The following is a 17,066-nucleotide window of genomic DNA, read 5'->3' as shown; positions in this document are numbered from 1 at the left end:
GCCATCAAAATTGGGCTTAGAACCGATCGATCAACGCTCGTTAAAATCTGTTACTGTTTAAAAATATTAAACTTAGTTCCAGATAATGATTATATTGTTTTAATGAACTAAATTGGGTTGATAAAAAAACTCCTCAATCCTTAAACCGTCATCCAATGAAACGAATTTTTCTCCTGACCGTGGCCTTGGCCTTTACTTTTTCAACCTTCGGCCAAACAATTGTTGACAATCCCAAAACAGGGATGAGCACGGCCTCCAATGTGAAACTTAATAAAGTCGAATTGCTCGATAGCGCTACCATACTCTGGTTTCATGTTGATCATACTCCTGGTTATTGGATTAGTATTCCGAAAATGACCTTTATACAACCCGTTGGGTCGAACGAGAAACTGTTTATTGTTTCAGCGGATGGCATTCCAATCGATGAACGGTTCACCATGCCGGAATCGGGAGAAGTGAGCTATAAACTGGTATTTCCTGAAATTGATGAGGCTGTTGCCAAATTGGACTATGGCGAAGCCAACGAAGGCGGGAGCTGGTTTATTTATGACATCCAGTTAAAACCTCAATTATTCCAGTCAGTTCTTCCCGGAAAGCTGATTGGCAACTGGTTCCGGCGTAACAATGCGCAATGGGAAATCAGCTTGTTTGACTCTGTTGCTATTTACAACAGCCAGGTGTGGACCTATGGTTCGTATTCCGAACAGGACGGGATGGCTAAAATTGAGCTGAAAAGCAACTCAAAGAAACTGAATATTTATGCCAGGTTTATGAATGACTCGACCTGCATGATCGGTGAAACTGCTGCTGCGATGGTTACCTGCTCAAATCGAATGGATAAATCGGTTATTCCGGTTGATACGGAGGTTTTTGAATCGTCTGTCTTTAAAGTGGATACAGTAACTTATTGTGGCTACATCAGGAATTTCAGCCCAAGATATTCGCAGCGTACAGGAATGGTTTATGTGAACGATGCGATTGTGGGGGAACAGATTTCCCACTTGATCAGGATTGCAGATGATGGCAGTTTCGAAGCGAAATTCCCGAATTGCAACCCGCAGAATGTCCTTGTTCGCTTGCCATTTTTTTATGGTACTGTTTTTCTGGAGCCTGGTAAAAAAACGTTTCAGTTTTTTGACAACAACAACCCGATAAATCCGGTTTTGTTTATGGGTGATTGTACCCGGATAAATGCCGATTTGTTTCAATTGAAGGACATCCGGAATTTTAATTATCAGGAAATGCAGGAGAAAATCCTGGACTTTTCGCCCGAAGAATATAAGGCCTGGTGTCAGGAGTTGAAACAACGCGATTATGATGAGATGGAAGACCAGACGCACAAATATCCGCTAAGCGCCAAAGCGCGGCAGGTGAAAAGCCTGGAGTTTGACTACCGGAACGCCGAAAGGCTGTTGAGCTATGATATGGAGAAGGTTTCAGCCTGGCGGCAGAAAAACAACATCCCAAGAGATCAATGGGAAATCGATTTTAAGCCCGAAAAACCGGATCGTAGTTATTACGACTTTTTAACGAACGATTTTGCAAATAATCCGTTGGCTGTGATGACCGGAGATTACTATTTTTTCATCAACCGGCTGATGTACCTGGATATCTTGAGGGGAGACGGATCAAACGTGGGTTTTACAACACAGGATATTCTGGAGGAACTGAAAAAGACGGGTTATCGGTTAAAACCTGAAGAAGAGGAAATGGCTGCCCGATTGAAGGAAATCGACTCGCCTGAATTTAAAAAGCTTCAGGAAGAGTTTCAGGAAAAACATGGTGAGCAGGCTAGACGTTTTCAGGAGAACTATGCCGGTAAGTTACAGGAATTTTATCGGGAGAATCGTGGCAAGGCCATAACGCCAGAGATGGTGGCTGAATATTTAGTCAAACAGCATGTTGAACTACCGGAGGAGGACCAGGCGTATCTCGCTGCCTGGAAAGATTTTGCCTCTCATCCTTTAGTTCAGAAAGTAAGCATGCTGCAATCGGAAATGGGCGATTTGCTGAACAAGTTTCATGCGGATCACCGGACTTTCGTGAATGGCATCTTTGCAAAAAGAAGGATAGAAACAAGGAACGAAAAGATTCAGAGTGTTTTGGGCATTCAGCCGGGGTTGGCTACCGATGTGATGCTTTCGCAGGAATATTGCAGGCAGGTTGTTTCAGAAATGACACCCGTTTCGGATGAACAACTAAAAGAGATGCAGGCACAAATCAGCACTCCGTTTATTGCCCGCTATATTGGCCTGATGAATGAAGCTACGAAGGCAAAAATTCAGGAGAACAAAAAGCTGGCGGTGGCGAATGTTAATGAAGTTCATGAACATGTAGACGACAATGTTTTCGAGTCCATCATGAAAAAATATCGGGGGAAAGTGGTTTATGTTGATTTTTGGGCAACCTGGTGCGGCCCCTGCCGGTCGGGGATTGAACGAATTAAGCCGATGAAAGAGGAAATGAAAGACGAAAATGTGGTTTTTGTTTACATCACGAATCAAACGTCGCCAAAAGGAACCTATGATAACATGATCTTGAGTATAAGCGGCGAACATTACCGGGTGTCGGATGACGAATGGAACATTCTGAGCGACAAATTCAAAATCTCAGGAATACCGCGTTACACCCTGGTTGGCAAGGATGGCCGGGTGATCAATCCGCATTTAAGTCATCTGGAAAATTCGCAGTTGAAAAATTTGCTGATGAAATACATCAGCGAATAGTCATTTTCCGGTTTTCCGCCAGCGTTCCGGCTACCAGCTCTACCTGGCGGAAAACCCGGAACAGGTTAGCTCCCCAGATTTTTCTGATGTCTTCTTCCGAATAACCGCGTTTCAGCAATTCGAAGGTAATCCGGGGAAATTGGCTGACATCGTCGCAATCTTCAAGACCGCCGCCACCGTCGAAGTCGCTGCCGATGCCTACGTAGTCAATGCCAACCAATTGCACGGCATGATCGATGTGGTCGACCAACTCTTGCACCTTGGGAAGTTTTTTGGGTAAATTTTTCTTCATGTCAGTCCATTGCCGGTTGAAAGCTGCTTTTTCGTCCTCGTTCATTTTGCCGTAATCATTGTGGTAAATGTTCATCAGCTTTTTTTGCGTGGCATAGCGTTGGGTCGTGGTGTCGGGTTCTTTTACATAGTCGTCGAGCAGGCAGATCTGGATGACGCCTCCGTGTCCGGCGAGGGTTTTAATCATCTCGTCGCTCATGTTCCGGTCGTGCATGCACACGGCTCGTACGCTGCTGTGCGAAGCGATTACCGGCGCCTTGCTGTATTGAATTACATCGAAGAACGATTTGTCGGACAGATGCGAACAGTCAATCATGATCCCCAGGCGGTTCATTTCGGCAATCACTTCTTTCCCGAAATCGCTCAGCCCGTTGTGTTCGGGTTTGGCGCTGTCGCTCGACGAGTCGCACAGGTCGTTGTGAAACGAATGACATAGTGTGATGTAACGAACCCCGCGATTGTAAAATTCTTCCACCCGCCTGATCTCTTTGCCCAGCGGGAACCCGTTTTCCATACCGATGTAAATGGCCCTTTTCCCGGTTTTCTCAATTCTCTCAGCATCGTCGGCTGTGAGCGCAAGCGAGGCCGTCTCCGAATATTTGTCAAGAGATGAATAAATGGAGTCCAGCATTTGATGAGCCATTTGGTATGTTTTGTTATAATTTTCCGTCGTACGGGGCTTTTGTCCGGTAAACACAGCGAAAAACATGGCATCCAGCCCGCCTTCTTTCATGCGGGGAAAGTCGACCTGGCTTTCAGGAGCCTCATTCATTTTTCCCGCGTCGAAACCTGGTTTAAGCATCAGCATGGGGGTATCGCAGTGCGTATCAACTGTTAATATCTTCTCGTGGAGCCTAACCGCTCTTTTCCACAGTTTTTGATCGGTCACTCCTGCATTGGCTGAAAAAGCAACAGCGGCCAGTATCGTTAGGATAAAAATCGTTCTCATATCGGTTCTCGTTTTCAGTTCATCATTCCATCGGGATGTTTCAGCCATTTGTCGCGGCCAAAACGCACCGGGTTGCCGGTAATTTCGTTGGCAAAGGTTTTCAGGTCCTGGCCGGAGAAGTTTCCCGAAGTCATGATCAGCAGGTTTTTATCTTCCCAGTTTTGCTTTCGGAGCTGGTTGAACAAGGCCTGCGGATCGGTAAATACCTGCAATCCTTCTTTGGCAAAAGCGGTGGCAACTTCTTCTTCGGTAACGGGCGAAAGCCGCTTGTGTTCGATGGTTGCCGGATTGAAAAAAACATAGGCTTCATCCGCTTCGCCCATGCATCCTTTATATTGAGGGAGAAACTCCTTTTTTAGCGAGCTGTAAGTGTGTAGCTCCATGACCGCAACCAGTTTGCGGTTGGTGAATTGCTTTTTTACCGCCGAAGTTGTTGCCTGAAGTTTGGACGGCGAGTGGGCGAAATCGTAAAAAACAGCGCTGGCTCCATTTTCCGAAAGCACTTCCAAACGGCGGGCGGCGCCTTTAAAACTGGTCATGGCCCGGTAAAACTGTTCATCAGATATGCCAAGGTGCGTGCAAACCAGTTTGGCCCCGGCAATATTTTGCAGGTTGTGGTTGCCAAATACCTGCAGCCTGATCCGGCGGTTATTGTATGTCAGGTAAGTTACACCTTCATCCAAGTCCGACGGATGTTCGGCGTAAGCAAAGGTCGTAATGTCTTTCCGTGAATCGGACGCGATTTGCCGGAGGTTTTCGTCGCCCGCGTAATAAATCAGCGTGCCGTTTTCTTCAATCTTTTCGGTAAAAATCCGGAATTGTTCCACGTAGTTTTCAAAAGTCGGGAACACATTGATATGGTCCCAGGCAATTCCGCTCAGCAGTGCCACATGCGGATGGTACAAGTGGAACTTCGGACGGCGGTCGATGGGCGACGACAAGTACTCGTCTCCCTCAAAAACTGCGATGCCGGTATTTTCTTTTAACGAAACCATCGTGTCAAAACCCTCCAGCTTGGCGCCAACCATGTAATCGAAATCCAGGTGGTTGGTTTTCAATACATGCATCACCATCGAGGTAATGGTTGTTTTACCGTGTGAACCGCCAATGACGACCCGGATTTTATTTTTGGTTTGTTCGTACAGGTATTCGGGGTACGAATAGATTTTTAAACCCAACTCCTGAGATCTTTTTAATTCGGGGTTGTCCGGATGGGCATGCATGCCCAGGATGACAGCGTCCGGGGCCGAATTCAGCAAATCGGGGTTCCAGCCGGTTTGCGCGGGCAGCAGACCATGTGCGGCCAGCCTGCTTTTGGAAGGTTCAAAAATCTCGTCGTCACTTCCGCTAACCTGGTATCCTTTTTTATGAAGGGCAATGGCCAGGTTGTGCATGGCGCTTCCTCCAATGGCTATAAAATGAATGCGCATGAAATTCTACTTAAGTTTAAACGGGTAAAAATAATGAAATGAAGATGAAACGAGCCACGAAGATGAGTTTCGTAACCAAAATAATTTCTTTTTGACTGGCGCCGAAAAATTGAGCAGGTTTTCGTTTTTTTTATCCGATTAAAGTTATTTTTGGCTTTTTCGTAAAGGTGAAATGGTGAAAAAAAATTCCGCAGGTAAAATTAACCTTCAATTGCCTTTTGGTAATTCCTGGATGTGGGTGTGGTCTGCCCTGGTTACGTTTCTGTTGACCGAGTTGCTCTCGAAGTTTCCGGCATTTACCGGGTCGGTATATTCGCGGGGGGTGTATCCGGTTATTGCGGCTGTGTTGTCTCGGATAAGCTGTTGGCTCCCCTTCTCGCTCGGGGATATATTTTATTCCTTATTGGTTTTATTTGGAATTGCCGTTTTGATTTTGTTGTTGATCAGAAAGATCAGTATCGGAAAATTCCTGAAAATACTGGTGAATATGCTGGCGATGCTGTATGTATTGTTTTATTGGCTGTGGGGATTCAATTATTACCGCGACCGGTTAAATGAGCGCCTGCAAATAGCCGTGAGTGAAACGACTGATGATGCATTTCTGGCGGTGGCCCGCGAGTTGATCGATGAAACCAATGCATCACGGGCGAATTTTGACGGTTTACCTGCCGCGCAGATCGATTCGCTGGTTGAAGAAGCCTACAAAAACCTGTCGGGCTTTTTGGAACTCAATTATCCGGGAGGTGTCCGCCGGGCCAAATCGGTTACCTTCAGCGGTTTTTTCGCCAAAGCATCTATTTTGGGATACTACGGGCCTTTTTTTAACGAGATCCATCTGAACAATCATCTTTTGCCGGTTCAGTACCCGCAGGTATTGGCCCACGAAAAAGCGCACCAGTTTGGTATAACGGGCGAAGCCGAAGCCAACTTTTATGCATGGCTGGTGTGTGCCAGCAGCCCTTCGCCCGAGTTAAATTACAGCGCTAACCTGTATTTACTGCGGTTCTTTTTGTACCGGGGAATGCAGGTTGAAGGATTTGAATCTTTAACCGGGCTGATTGACGAACCGGTAAAAGAAGACATCCGCCGCGTTACCGAGCATTGGAAGGTCTTGCGAAGCGAAAAGATTGACCGGGTAGCAACCTGGGTGAATGATATGTATCTGAAATCGAATAAAATTGAAGGGGGCGTGAACGATTACCGGGGAGTTGTTAAACTGGTGATGGATTTTAAATCAGATGAAGCGGCGCAGAAAAGGCTGGATGAAGAATTAACAAACTGAAAAATGATTGATTTTCATGAATAAACTGTTTGCCATACACGCGGGTCATTTTTCGTGCGACGGAGGCGCTTTGTTTAGCGTGATTCCCAAACCGCTTTGGTCGAAAGTATATCCGGACGATGGGAATAACGTGACCCGGCTGACGATGCGCTGTTTGCTGATCGAGCAGGAAACCCGAAAAATTTTAATTGAAGCCGGGGTTGGCGATCATTACCCGGAAAAAGTGAAACGAAACAACGGGCACGAAGAAACCGATGCCTTGCCCCGATCGCTTGCCAGGTTGGGCTATGCGCTAACCGACGTCACCGATGTGGTGTTTACCCACCTGCACTGGGACCATTGCAACGGAGCCGTTTTAAACGAAGGAGGACAGTTAAAAGCGCTTTTCCCGAATGCAACGTATTGGTGCAGCAAAAAACAATGGGAACATTCAAAAATTTCGAATGTCCGCGAGCAGGCGGCATATTATCCGGAAATTCTGGATTTTTTGAAAAACAGGCTGCAGATGCAACTGGTGGAGGGTAGTGGCGAATTATTCCCCGGGGTTACGGTCAGGATGTTTGACGGGCATACGCCGGGGCAGATGATTTCATCCTGTTTTTCGAGCACGATTTTTACACCCCATGCGCGACCGTTGTATGGACCGAGCATGGCCCCCGGCTGAAAGAAACCTTTGATACTTAATCCTTCGAAACCTGAAACCTGCCAAATTTAGCTAAATACGGAAACTAAACTTGCCAAATTCTTAGTTCTTGTGGTTTATTATTGTGCCTTTGGTTGATAATCAGATGAATAGCAGAGTGTGGAACGTTATCTGGATTTGCTGTAAAAGACTTTCATCATAAAAAAGGTGGGAGGTTTCTCCAGAAATCTCCGAAAAGAAGTAGTGAAAACAGCCCGCTATTATTTCTGGGATAATGGAATCCGAAATGCGATTATCAACAATTTCAATTTGCCCGGTGGACGTAATGATGTGGGTATACTTTGGGAAAACTTTCTTTTTATGGAGCGATTGAAAACCAAATTGCATAAACGGATCTTTTCGGCTGATTATTTTTGGCGCACTTACGACCGACAGGAAATTGATCTGGTGGAAGATCGTGACGGTAAACTTTTCGGCTATGAATTCAAATGGAAACCCCGGAATGTGAAAGCGCCCAAAGCCTGGTCGGAAGCTTACCCCGGCTCGGAATTTCAGGTCGTCTCAAAAGAAAATTTTCTGGAATTTCTATTGTGAGGCGGCAGGTACGTATTTCTTGTTAAATTTCTGATTTTGTATTAGTTGGTTTTTACAGACTCAAATTCAATGGAACCCCACCCCGGAACGAATAGCTGAAGGTATTTTCCCTTGATTTTATAGGTAGTTACCCGGGGCAACATTTCAGCCAGTTTTACGGAAAAATCACTGTCGCAACAAGCCTCCGTGCAAATTGCCGGGCCGAATTTGATCTGGTTGCCGCTAATTTGTTCCAGGTTCCCTCCGCAGCGGTTAATATCCAGTTGCAGCCCGTAAGATTTGTTTTTATTGATGAAAAGAAGAATCGCATTTTCGTCATTTTTCCGGTAGATGGCTGATTCAACTGAAATAAACTGTTTAGCCTCCCACGTATTAAAAATATCCGTATTCACATCGGTATCCTGATCGCAAGCCAGGAAGAACAGCATCGCATGTAAGATGAGTGTGACCTGAAAGGCAGTTTTCATATACCGGCGTTTATTTATGAACAGGATGTGTAAATTCCGTTTTCGTTGCGTATGTTTCTGTTTTTTTGTACAACATCTTTTTCATGAAAATCCCGGCGAAAAATGGATGTGCCGATATTGATCCGGAAGCTGAGCGGGGACAAACGGATGAAGAAAGCATTGAACTGATTCCAAAATCCGGGAATGATTAACGATTTGCCGCGCAACATCTGTTTGATGCCAATCCGGGCGACAACATCCGGCTTTAGGGTCGAAAGTTTCACGTAGTAACTTTGTCCGTTAATCCGGTTTGTTACATCCGAATTGGTTTTAATGGGGCCGGGGTTCAATACGCTAACCTTGATGTTGGTATTTTTAAGTTCGGCCCGCAAACCAAGTGTAAAATGATGGATAAATACCTTGGAAGCCGGGTAGATCGTTTTATACGGCACCGGTGAAAAGGCCGCCAGACTGGACACATTCAGGATATAGGCATCAGCATGTTTGTTCAATTCCGGGAGTAAAAGGCGGGTGATTAAAGTTACGGCCCTGACATTCAACTGGATCATGTTGTCGAGATAATCGATTGAGCAAGCATCAAACATGCACGATCCGCCGGTTCCTGCATTGTTAATCAGGATGTTCACCGAAAAGTTATCGGTAATCCATGCTGCCAGTTCTTCAATTGATTTGCGGGAAGTCAGGTCTGTTTCGTGAGTATGTACCCGAACCCGGTAGCTTTCTTTTAATTCGTTGCCGAATTTTTTCAGGTTTTCATCAGGGAGCGAAACCAGGATCAGGTTCATGTTCCGGCGGGCGCATTCCCGGGCGAACTCTTTTCCCAAACCCTGACTTGCCCCGGTAATTACCGTGTAAAGTTGTTGTTCATCTTTCATGAGTGCGTTTTTCTTGTTTTCCCCCGGCGGAAAATGATGCGTCCTGTATCCCTGAGGTTCATGGTCTTTAAAGATAAGATTTTTATCCTGTTTTACCTGAGCAGATATGAAAAAAGCATTAAAGGTTGCATGCCGGCCTGATCAAATGATTCCGATGGAGGAGGCATGGCGAATGGCTTCTGCGGTATTGCTCACCTTTAGTTTTTCTATAATTCGCTGACGATGCGTATTAACGGTGTTTACCGAGATGAAAAGTTGATCGGCAATTTGTTTGCTGATTAACCCACGGGCCAATAATTGCAATATTTCCTGTTCGCGCAAACTTAAGTTCGTTGAGATTGGTTCCTGCGGAAAATGATAAAGTTCGCCGGTTTTCAGATTTGCCAGGCGGTAACGGCACAGACTATGCAGGTCCTGATCAGGCGACAGGTCCATGATGCCCAGGCTCAGCCAAATATTGTCATCAGCGTCAAATTCCAGCAATTTATGCTGCTCAATTACCCGTACATAGTTGTTGTCTTTTCCCCGCGTCCGGTAATCCATGATCATTTTGTAATGCTGCATGCCGGAGCGGTCTTCTTTTTGTACTTTCAAAATCAATTCAATAAATAGAGCCGAAACCCGGTTTAAATGTTCCAAGTCTTCGGGGTGCATCCGGCTGTCGATGTATGCATGGCCGGGTTTGCCGGCCTCTTTCAGATCCCAGCCCAGAAGGTCTTCAAAAGTTGATGAAAGATAGGCGTGCTGCAACTTGGCCATATCGAAGATAGAGATGGCGCTGTTGTGAACTGACTTAATCGATTCCAGAAATTCGATGTGGCGTTCGAGTATGGAATAATCCAGTTTGCGGTGATCGATATGCTGATTACGCCAGTGAGCTTCCTGCTGACCTGTTTCCATAATACTGATTTTTCAGTATTGCCCGCTTAATCGGGCAATAGCAACTTTGAAAGAAATTTTTCATTCAAAACTAATTTAAAATACCATGTTAACAATAAACAGAAAACGAATGTTTTTATTTATTCTCCTGAACATCCAATTGTTTTCTTTTGCCCAGCCCGGAGGGCAGGTGATTAAAGGGCAGGTGGTTGACGACCTGACACATGCCCCATTAGCGGGGGCGACCATCGTGATCCTCAATTCCGATCCTCAACTGGGAACAATAACCGATGAAAACGGGAACTTCCGCTTGTGGAATGTCAAACCCGGGCGGTACCAGGTTTTACTCAGTTTTATGGGCTACGATCATTTTATTTTTGACGAAGTTCTTGTCGGTTCAGGAAAAGAGGTGGTGCTAAATGCTGCAATCAGCGAATCTGCCAGGGAGTTAGAGGAAATAAAGATTGTTGCGCGTACTTCAAAGAGTAAACCGATCAATCCGATGGCCACCATCAATGCCCGGCAGTTGAGTGTCGAAGAAGCCGGCCGTTACGCCGGAGGGTTTGATGATCCGGCGCGTTTGGCGGGTTCGTTTGCCGGAGTGGCTTCTGAAATCGGGAATAACGGCATTGTTGTTCGCGGCAACTCGCCCCGGAACCTGCTGTGGCGCATGGAAGGAATTGAAATATCCAACCCGACCCATTTTGCCAATGTGATCGCTTTCGGCGCGGGGGGAATCACGGCCTTGTCGGCACAAATGCTGGCCAATTCCGATTTTTACACCGGAGCTTTTCCCGCGGAATACGGCAATGCGTTGTCGGGTGTTTTTGATGTCAGGATGCGGACCGGAAACCACGAAAAGCACGAGCATACCTTCCAGGCTGGAATTATTGGAATCGATTTCTCGTCGGAAGGACCAGTGAATAAAAGCAGCGGTTCGTCGTACCTCTTTAATTACCGCTACTCAACTTATGGCTTGTTAGGTTCGCTAATCCCGAAAGAGGCTGGTAAAATCGGGTACCAGGACCTGTCGTTTAAAATGAATTTTCCGACCAAAAGAGCCGGCAATTTTACTTTGTGGGGAATTGGCGCACTGGATGTGCAAAACAGGGATCCCTTTGACGATCCGGCCGATTGGGACACAAAAGCCGACCGGGAAGCTTATCAGCTGAATTTATCGACCGGAGCCATCGGGTTAACACACAAACAAATGTTTTCACAAAAAACCTATTTACATACCACCTTCGCTTCGTCAGGAAACGGAATTACGACCAGATATGACGAACTGGATGAAAACCTGAGCTTGCATCCGCGCGAACGGGTAAACAACAAAACCTGGAAATACATGCTAAGCAGTACCTTAAACCATAAGTTCGGGAGTAATCATTCCAACCGGAGCGGACTGGTTTTAAACGAACACCGGTACCAGGTATTTAACCGGGAGGCACCCGATTTGGGCGAACCGTTATTTGTTTTTGCCAACGAAAAAGGAAGGGCCGTATCCATTCAGGCCTTTTCTCAATCCATGTTTAAGCTGAAGCATCAGTTTGACCTGAATATTGGATTGCATGCCCATTATTTCGGATTGAATGACGAGCTGTCTGTTGAACCGCGACTTGGACTGAAATGGCAATTTCGTCCAAACCAAGCGATTGGTTTGGCTTATGGTTTAAACAGCCGGATTGAGATGATCGGCTTTTACCTGGCGCGGCAGGAAGCGGACGGAGTTGTCGTTCAACCCAACAAAAATCTGAAAATGACCAAGGCGCATCATTTCGGTTTGGCCTACGACATCAGTCTTACTGAATATGTGCGCATAAAAGCGGAACCCTATTTCCAGTATTTGTTTGATGTGCCGGTAGTCCCCGGCAGTTATTTTTCACTTCAAAACCTCGAACTGGATTGGTTTTTCAACGAAACACTGGTAAACGACGGCACGGGAACTAATCTGGGTATTGATCTGACCCTGGAACGTTTCCTGAAAAATGGTTTTTATTATTTGGCGACCGCTTCCCTTTTCGATTCGAAATATCAAGGAGGCGATGGCATCGAACGAAATAGTCTGTACAATAAAAATTATATCCTGAACCTGCTGGCCGGAAAAGAATGGCAGCTTGGAAAAAACAAGGCCAACCTGGTGAGTGTGAATGCCCGGTTAAGCTTTATGGGCGGCGACCGGTACACGGTATTATTGGAGCAGGAGTCGGTCCTGACAGGTGAGTTAACTTATGATTATGCCCGTGCCTGGGAGCAGCAGGAAGACCCGGCAACAGTGCTTTCGCTAAGCTTTTCGTACCGGAGAAACAAACCGAAATATGCAGGTATTTGGTCATTGCATTTGTTGAATGTTTTGGGTTACGGAGAATACCGCGGCTACGAGTTTAACCTGAAAACCGGGCTGCCTGAAAAACAGTTCGACCGGATTGTTGTTCCGAATTTGAGCTATAAGATTGAATTTTAGGACGAAATCCCTCTTATTTATAGTGTTTACAAATAAGCGTGTAAAACACATATATATAGAATGATCGATATGTAAAAGCCTGAAAATCAAAACATGATATTTGTTAGCTAAAGGTTAAAAACTTTGAGCTTTATAGATGTAGCTTGTTAAAAACCACTAATTTTGCCCCCGATTTTCTTAACAGTTACATTATGGCAGAAAAATATAACAAACTTTTTGAAGAATTTCCTCCGATCAGTACCGAAACGTGGAAAGCAAAGGTGGTAGCCGATTTAAAAGGCGCCGATTTTGACCGCAAGCTGGTGTGGAGGACAAATGAAGGTTTTTCAGTTCAACCGTTTTATAGTCAGGAAGACCTGAGCAAGCTGGAGTATCTGGATACCCTTCCCGGAGAGTTCCCCTATGTGCGCGGAACCAAAACCAACAACAACGCCTGGGATGTTCGTCAGAATATCATCGTAAAAGATTTAACAGAGGCGAACAAAAAAGCGCTCGACATTTTGATGAAAGGGGTGACTTCGCTGGGCTTTGTTTTTAACGAGTGCATCAATGTCACCAAAGACGACATGGCCGTATTGCTCGAAGGCATTTGCCTGGAATCGGTTGAGGTGAACTTTGTCGCCAAATGTTACAGCAACAAAATCGCCGAAGCGTTTGCCGATTTTGTGCTGGCCGGCAAATGGGACCCGACCAGGATTATGGCTTCGGTCGCTTGCGACTCATTCGGAAACTACCTGCTTTACGGCCGCATGAAAAACGGCAAGGAGGGTTCGGTTGCCCAGTTAAAAGGGCTGATTGAAAAAACGGCGGCTTTGCCGAACTTCCGGGTGGTTGCGGTGAATGCTAAAAATTACGGAAACGCCGGCGCATCGGTTGTTCAGGAGTTGGCATTTGCCTTGGCTCAGGGCGCCGAGTACCTTTCGGCGCTTACCGAGGCAGGCGTGGAGGTCGATGCCGTTGCCAAAAATATTAAATTCAATTTCAGCGTAAGCGCCAACTATTTCATGGAAATCGCCAAATTCCGCGCCGGACGGATGTTGTGGGCGCAAATTGTAAAAGCCTACGAACCGAAATGCGGCTGCGCCTGCAAAATGAACGTACAGGCCGAAACCGGAAGCTGGAACAAATCGGTTTATGACCCTTACGTAAACATGTTGCGGACCCAAACCGAGGCCATGAGCGCTGCGTTGGGCGGCGCCGATTCCATCACCGTACTTCCCTTCAACGCGATCTACGAAGAACCGACAACTTTCTCAGACCGTATCGCGCGCAACCAGCAGTTGTTGCTGAAAGAAGAATCGCACTTCGACAAGATTGTTGACCCGGCTGCCGGTTCGTACTATATTGAAGAACTGACTGCTGCAATTGCCGATGAGGCTTGGAAACTGTTCCTTGCCATTCAGGATAAAGGCGGCTTCCTGGCTGCTGCCAAAGAAGGTTTCATTCAGGCTGAAGTAAAAGACATGGCTGCCAAACGCGATTTGAACGTGGCTACCCGTCGCGAGAACCTGCTGGGTGTAAACCAGTTTCCGAATTTCACTGAAGCTTTGGAGAAAGACCTGGATGCGTCCGTATTCGAAGCGCAGGATCTGACTGCGGAGGATGCGGAAATTGAAACACTGAAACCATATCGCGGTGCAATGGCATTTGAACGCCTGCGCGTGGCAACGGATAAATTTGCCGAAAAAGGGAAACGACCCTTAGCTTTCATGTTAACCATTGGTAACCTGAACTTCCGCAAGGCTCGCGCCCAGTTTGCCTGCAACTTCTTTGCCGTTGCCGGTTACGAAGTGAAGGACAACAACGGTTTTGCGACCATCGAAGAAGGAGTGGCCGCTGCCAAAGCTGCCGGCGCCGAAATCGTGGTGCTTTGCAGTTCTGATGATGAATATGCTGAGCTCGCTCCTGCTGCTTTCGAAACCATTAAAGGAGAAGCGATCTTCGTGGTTGCCGGCGCACCTGCCTGCACCGACGAGTTAAAGGCCAAAGGCATCGAAAACTTCATCCATGTGAAGAGCAACCTGCTGGAAGAACTGACAGCGTATCAGACAAAATGATTTGTGTTTCATCAGTGCTGAAAATTATGAAACAGTCTGTCAAGATATAAAATCACTTATACGAATGATTGTCAAATTTAAAGGTGTTCTCATCGTCTGAGAATCTGAATATCCGACAATCTAAAAATCTTACAAGTATGAAACCAGATTTTAAGAATATAAACATTAAAACAGCCACCTCCCAGCCAAAAGCCGGCGAGTGGGCCGCAAAAAACAAAATTGAGAAAAACTGGGTGACCCCGGAGCAGATTCCGGTGAAACCGGTTTATACCAAAGAAGATTTGGAAGGCATGGAGCATTTGAATTATGCTGCGGGTTTGCCGCCATTCCTTCGCGGACCGTACTCGGCGATGTACGCCATGCAACCCTGGACAATCCGTCAGTATGCCGGTTTCTCAACCGCCGAAGAGTCGAACGCGTTTTACCGCCGTAACCTGGCTGCCGGTCAGAAAGGGCTTTCGGTGGCTTTCGACCTGGCAACGCACCGCGGTTACGACTCCGATCACCCTCGTGTAGTGGGCGATGTAGGTAAAGCCGGTGTGGCCATCGACTCCATCCTGGATATGAAAATCCTGTTCGACCAGATTCCGTTGGATAAAATGTCGGTATCGATGACCATGAACGGTGCGGTATTGCCGGTGTTGGCTTTCTATATTGTAACCGGATTGGAACAAGGCGCTACGTTGGAGCAGCTTTCAGGGACCATCCAGAACGACATTCTGAAAGAATTCATGGTGCGTAATACCTACATCTACCCACCGGAATTTTCGATGAAAATCATCGCCGATATTTTCGAGTTCACCTCTCAGCATATGCCGAAATTCAACTCCATTTCAATTTCGGGATACCACATGCAGGAAGCCGGCGCTACCGCCGACATCGAAATGGCATACACCCTGGCCGACGGCTTGGAATACCTCCGCGCCGGGATCAACGCCGGAATGGACATCGATGCTTTCGCTCCACGTTTGTCGTTCTTCTGGGCTATCGGGATGAACCACTTCATGGAAATCGCCAAAATGCGTGCTGCCCGGATGATTTGGGCCAAACTGGTGAAACAGTTCAACCCGAAAAACCCGAAATCGATGGCTTTGCGTACCCACTCGCAAACTTCGGGTTGGTCGCTCACCGAGCAAGATCCGTTCAACAACGTTGGCCGTACGGCTATCGAAGCGATGGCTTCGGCGCTGGGTCATACCCAGTCGCTGCACACCAACGCGCTCGACGAGGCGATTGCGCTGCCAACCGACTTTTCGGCCCGTATTGCCCGTAACACGCAGCTGTATATTCAGCAGGAAACTGAAATCTGCCGCGGCGCCGACCCTTGGGCCGGTTCGTATTATGTGGAAGCTTTAACGAAAGAGCTTTACACCAAAGCCTGGGCCTTGATTGAAGAGGTTGAAAAACTGGGCGGTATGGCCAAAGCCATCGAAACCGGCGTACCGAAAATGCGTATTGAAGAAGCTGCGGCACGTGCACAGGGACGCATCGACAGTGGCGTGCAAACCATTGTCGGGGTGAACAAGTACCGCCTGGAAAAAGAAGATCCGATCGATATTCTGGAAATCGACAACACGGCCGTGCGTTTGTCTCAGATCGAGCGTTTGAAAAAACTGCGCGCCGGACGTAACGAAGCTGAAGTGCAGGAAGCGCTGGCGGCCATTACAAAATGTGCCGAAACCGGCGAAGGCAACCTGCTCGACCTCTCTATAAAAGCGGCACAAAAACGTGCCTCATTAGGTGAAATTTCCGACGCCTGCGAAAAAGTTTGCGGACGTTACAAAGCAGTAATCAGAACCATTTCAGGAGTGTACTCAGCAGAAAGTAAACACGATAAAACCTTCCAGGAAGCCCAGGAGCTGGCGAAGAAATTTGCCGAACTGGAAGGGCGTCAACCCCGGATCATGATCGCTAAAATGGGTCAGGACGGGCACGATCGCGGTGCGAAAGTAGTAGCAACCGGTTATGCCGACCTTGGTTTCGACGTAGACATGGGACCGCTGTTCCAAACTCCGGAAGAAGCCGCTAAACAAGCCGTTGAAAACGACGTGCATGTGTTGGGTGTTTCTTCACTGGCGGCAGGCCATAAAACCCTGGTTCCGGCTGTAATCGACGAATTGAAAAAACTGGGCCGCGAAGACATCATGGTGATTGCCGGAGGTGTGATTCCCGCCCAGGACTACCAATTCCTGTACGATGCCGGCGTAGTAGCCATCTTCGGACCAGGTTCAAGCGTGGCTGTTGCCGGTAAAAAAATCCTCGAGATTTTGATTGCTGTACATGAAGAATAGTCGCGAGACGCGTGTCGTGAGTAACGAGTGAATCAACTCAGCATACCAAAAGCCATTCCTGAAAAGGGGTGGCTTTTTTTTTGCAGGGGGAACTGCCTTGGAGTGAAGTCATGCCTAACTT

General features: G+C 46.9%; 12 protein-coding genes. 7 read left to right on the top strand and 5 right to left on the bottom strand.

All coding sequences use genetic code 11. The annotated features are described in order from the left end of the window. Positions 1–155 precede the first annotated feature (155 nt). A complete protein-coding gene (locus tag AC6H3C_RS22330; protein WP_497517760.1) occupies positions 156–2,726 on the top strand; it encodes a TlpA family protein disulfide reductase in 2,571 nt (856 codons plus the stop codon). Here AC6H3C_RS22330 and AC6H3C_RS22325 read toward each other — a convergent pair. Beyond that, positions 2,716–3,966, bottom strand: coding sequence for a dipeptidase (locus AC6H3C_RS22325; RefSeq protein ID WP_497517759.1), 1,251 nt, complete (start codon positions 3,964–3,966; stop codon positions 2,716–2,718). The two genes, AC6H3C_RS22330 and AC6H3C_RS22325, sit on opposite strands and share 11 nt — an antisense overlap. Before the next feature lie 14 nt (positions 3,967–3,980). Continuing rightward, complete coding sequence (locus AC6H3C_RS22320) at positions 3,981–5,396, bottom strand: UDP-N-acetylmuramate--L-alanine ligase (RefSeq protein WP_497517758.1); 1,416 nt, start codon at positions 5,394–5,396, stop codon at positions 3,981–3,983. Between the two features lie 211 nt (positions 5,397–5,607). Between AC6H3C_RS22320 and AC6H3C_RS22315 the strand changes: the two genes are divergently transcribed. The 3 genes from AC6H3C_RS22315 to AC6H3C_RS22305 all read left to right on the top strand — a co-directional run bounded on the left by AC6H3C_RS22315 (position 5,608) and on the right by AC6H3C_RS22305 (position 7,915). After that, positions 5,608–6,678 carry a DUF3810 domain-containing protein gene (locus tag AC6H3C_RS22315; protein WP_497517757.1) on the top strand — a complete coding sequence of 357 codons (1,071 nt, stop codon included), beginning with the start codon at positions 5,608–5,610 and terminating at the stop codon, positions 6,676–6,678. Between the two features lie 16 nt (positions 6,679–6,694). Continuing rightward, entirely contained in the window at positions 6,695–7,342 is a 648-nt protein-coding gene (locus AC6H3C_RS22310) for an MBL fold metallo-hydrolase (protein ID WP_497517756.1), read from the top strand. A 186-nt stretch (positions 7,343–7,528) separates the two neighbouring features. Then, positions 7,529–7,915 (top strand): DUF4143 domain-containing protein, encoded by a 387-nt coding sequence (locus AC6H3C_RS22305; protein ID WP_497517755.1) that lies wholly within the window; start codon positions 7,529–7,531, stop codon positions 7,913–7,915. A gap of 41 nt (positions 7,916–7,956) precedes the next feature. Here AC6H3C_RS22305 and AC6H3C_RS22300 read toward each other — a convergent pair whose 3' ends face one another. The 3 genes from AC6H3C_RS22300 to AC6H3C_RS22290 all read right to left on the bottom strand — a co-directional run bounded on the left by AC6H3C_RS22300 (position 7,957) and on the right by AC6H3C_RS22290 (position 10,157). Continuing rightward, entirely contained in the window at positions 7,957–8,382 is a 426-nt protein-coding gene (locus AC6H3C_RS22300) for an META domain-containing protein (protein WP_497517754.1), read from the bottom strand. Between the two features lie 14 nt (positions 8,383–8,396). Next, positions 8,397–9,257: an SDR family NAD(P)-dependent oxidoreductase gene (locus tag AC6H3C_RS22295; RefSeq protein ID WP_497517753.1), complete on the bottom strand. Its 861-nt coding sequence runs from the start codon at positions 9,255–9,257 to the stop codon at positions 8,397–8,399. Between the two features lie 141 nt (positions 9,258–9,398). After that, complete coding sequence (locus AC6H3C_RS22290; RefSeq protein ID WP_497517752.1) at positions 9,399–10,157, bottom strand: helix-turn-helix transcriptional regulator; 759 nt, start codon at positions 10,155–10,157, stop codon at positions 9,399–9,401. 109 nt (positions 10,158–10,266) lie between these two features. On the opposite strand from AC6H3C_RS22290, the gene AC6H3C_RS22285 reads away from it, so the two are divergent. The 3 genes from AC6H3C_RS22285 (at position 10,267) to scpA (ending at position 16,945) form a co-directional block, all read left to right on the top strand. Further along, a complete protein-coding gene (locus AC6H3C_RS22285; protein ID WP_497517751.1) occupies positions 10,267–12,597 on the top strand; it encodes a TonB-dependent receptor in 2,331 nt (776 codons plus the stop codon). Positions 12,598–12,788: 191 nt separating this feature from the next. After that, entirely contained in the window at positions 12,789–14,654 is a 1,866-nt protein-coding gene (locus tag AC6H3C_RS22280; protein ID WP_497517750.1) for a methylmalonyl-CoA mutase family protein, read from the top strand. A gap of 137 nt (positions 14,655–14,791) precedes the next feature. After that, complete coding sequence (gene scpA / locus AC6H3C_RS22275; RefSeq protein WP_497517749.1) at positions 14,792–16,945, top strand: methylmalonyl-CoA mutase; 2,154 nt, start codon at positions 14,792–14,794, stop codon at positions 16,943–16,945. Positions 16,946–17,066: the final 121 nt, after the last annotated feature.

Source organism: Gaoshiqia sp. US2 (genome assembly GCF_059705485.1).
This window is presented reverse-complemented; position numbering and strand designations above follow the sequence as displayed.

Excerpts from the sequence above, each read along its gene's own strand:
- AC6H3C_RS22330 (WP_497517760.1), top strand. The coding sequence starts at position 156 with ATGAAACGAATTTTTCTCCTGACCGTGGCCTTGGCCTTTACTTTTTCA.
- AC6H3C_RS22325 (WP_497517759.1), bottom strand. The coding sequence starts at position 3,966 with ATGAGAACGATTTTTATCCTAACGATACTGGCCGCTGTTGCTTTTTCA.
- AC6H3C_RS22320 (WP_497517758.1), bottom strand. The coding sequence starts at position 5,396 with ATGCGCATTCATTTTATAGCCATTGGAGGAAGCGCCATGCACAACCTG.
- AC6H3C_RS22310 (WP_497517756.1), top strand. The coding sequence starts at position 6,695 with ATGAATAAACTGTTTGCCATACACGCGGGTCATTTTTCGTGCGACGGA.
- AC6H3C_RS22300 (WP_497517754.1), bottom strand. The coding sequence starts at position 8,382 with ATGAAAACTGCCTTTCAGGTCACACTCATCTTACATGCGATGCTGTTC.
- AC6H3C_RS22295 (WP_497517753.1), bottom strand. The coding sequence starts at position 9,257 with ATGAAAGATGAACAACAACTTTACACGGTAATTACCGGGGCAAGTCAG.
- AC6H3C_RS22290 (WP_497517752.1), bottom strand. The coding sequence starts at position 10,157 with ATGGAAACAGGTCAGCAGGAAGCTCACTGGCGTAATCAGCATATCGAT.
- AC6H3C_RS22285 (WP_497517751.1), top strand. The coding sequence starts at position 10,267 with ATGTTTTTATTTATTCTCCTGAACATCCAATTGTTTTCTTTTGCCCAG.
- AC6H3C_RS22280 (WP_497517750.1), top strand. The coding sequence starts at position 12,789 with ATGGCAGAAAAATATAACAAACTTTTTGAAGAATTTCCTCCGATCAGT.
- scpA (WP_497517749.1), top strand. The coding sequence starts at position 14,792 with ATGAAACCAGATTTTAAGAATATAAACATTAAAACAGCCACCTCCCAG.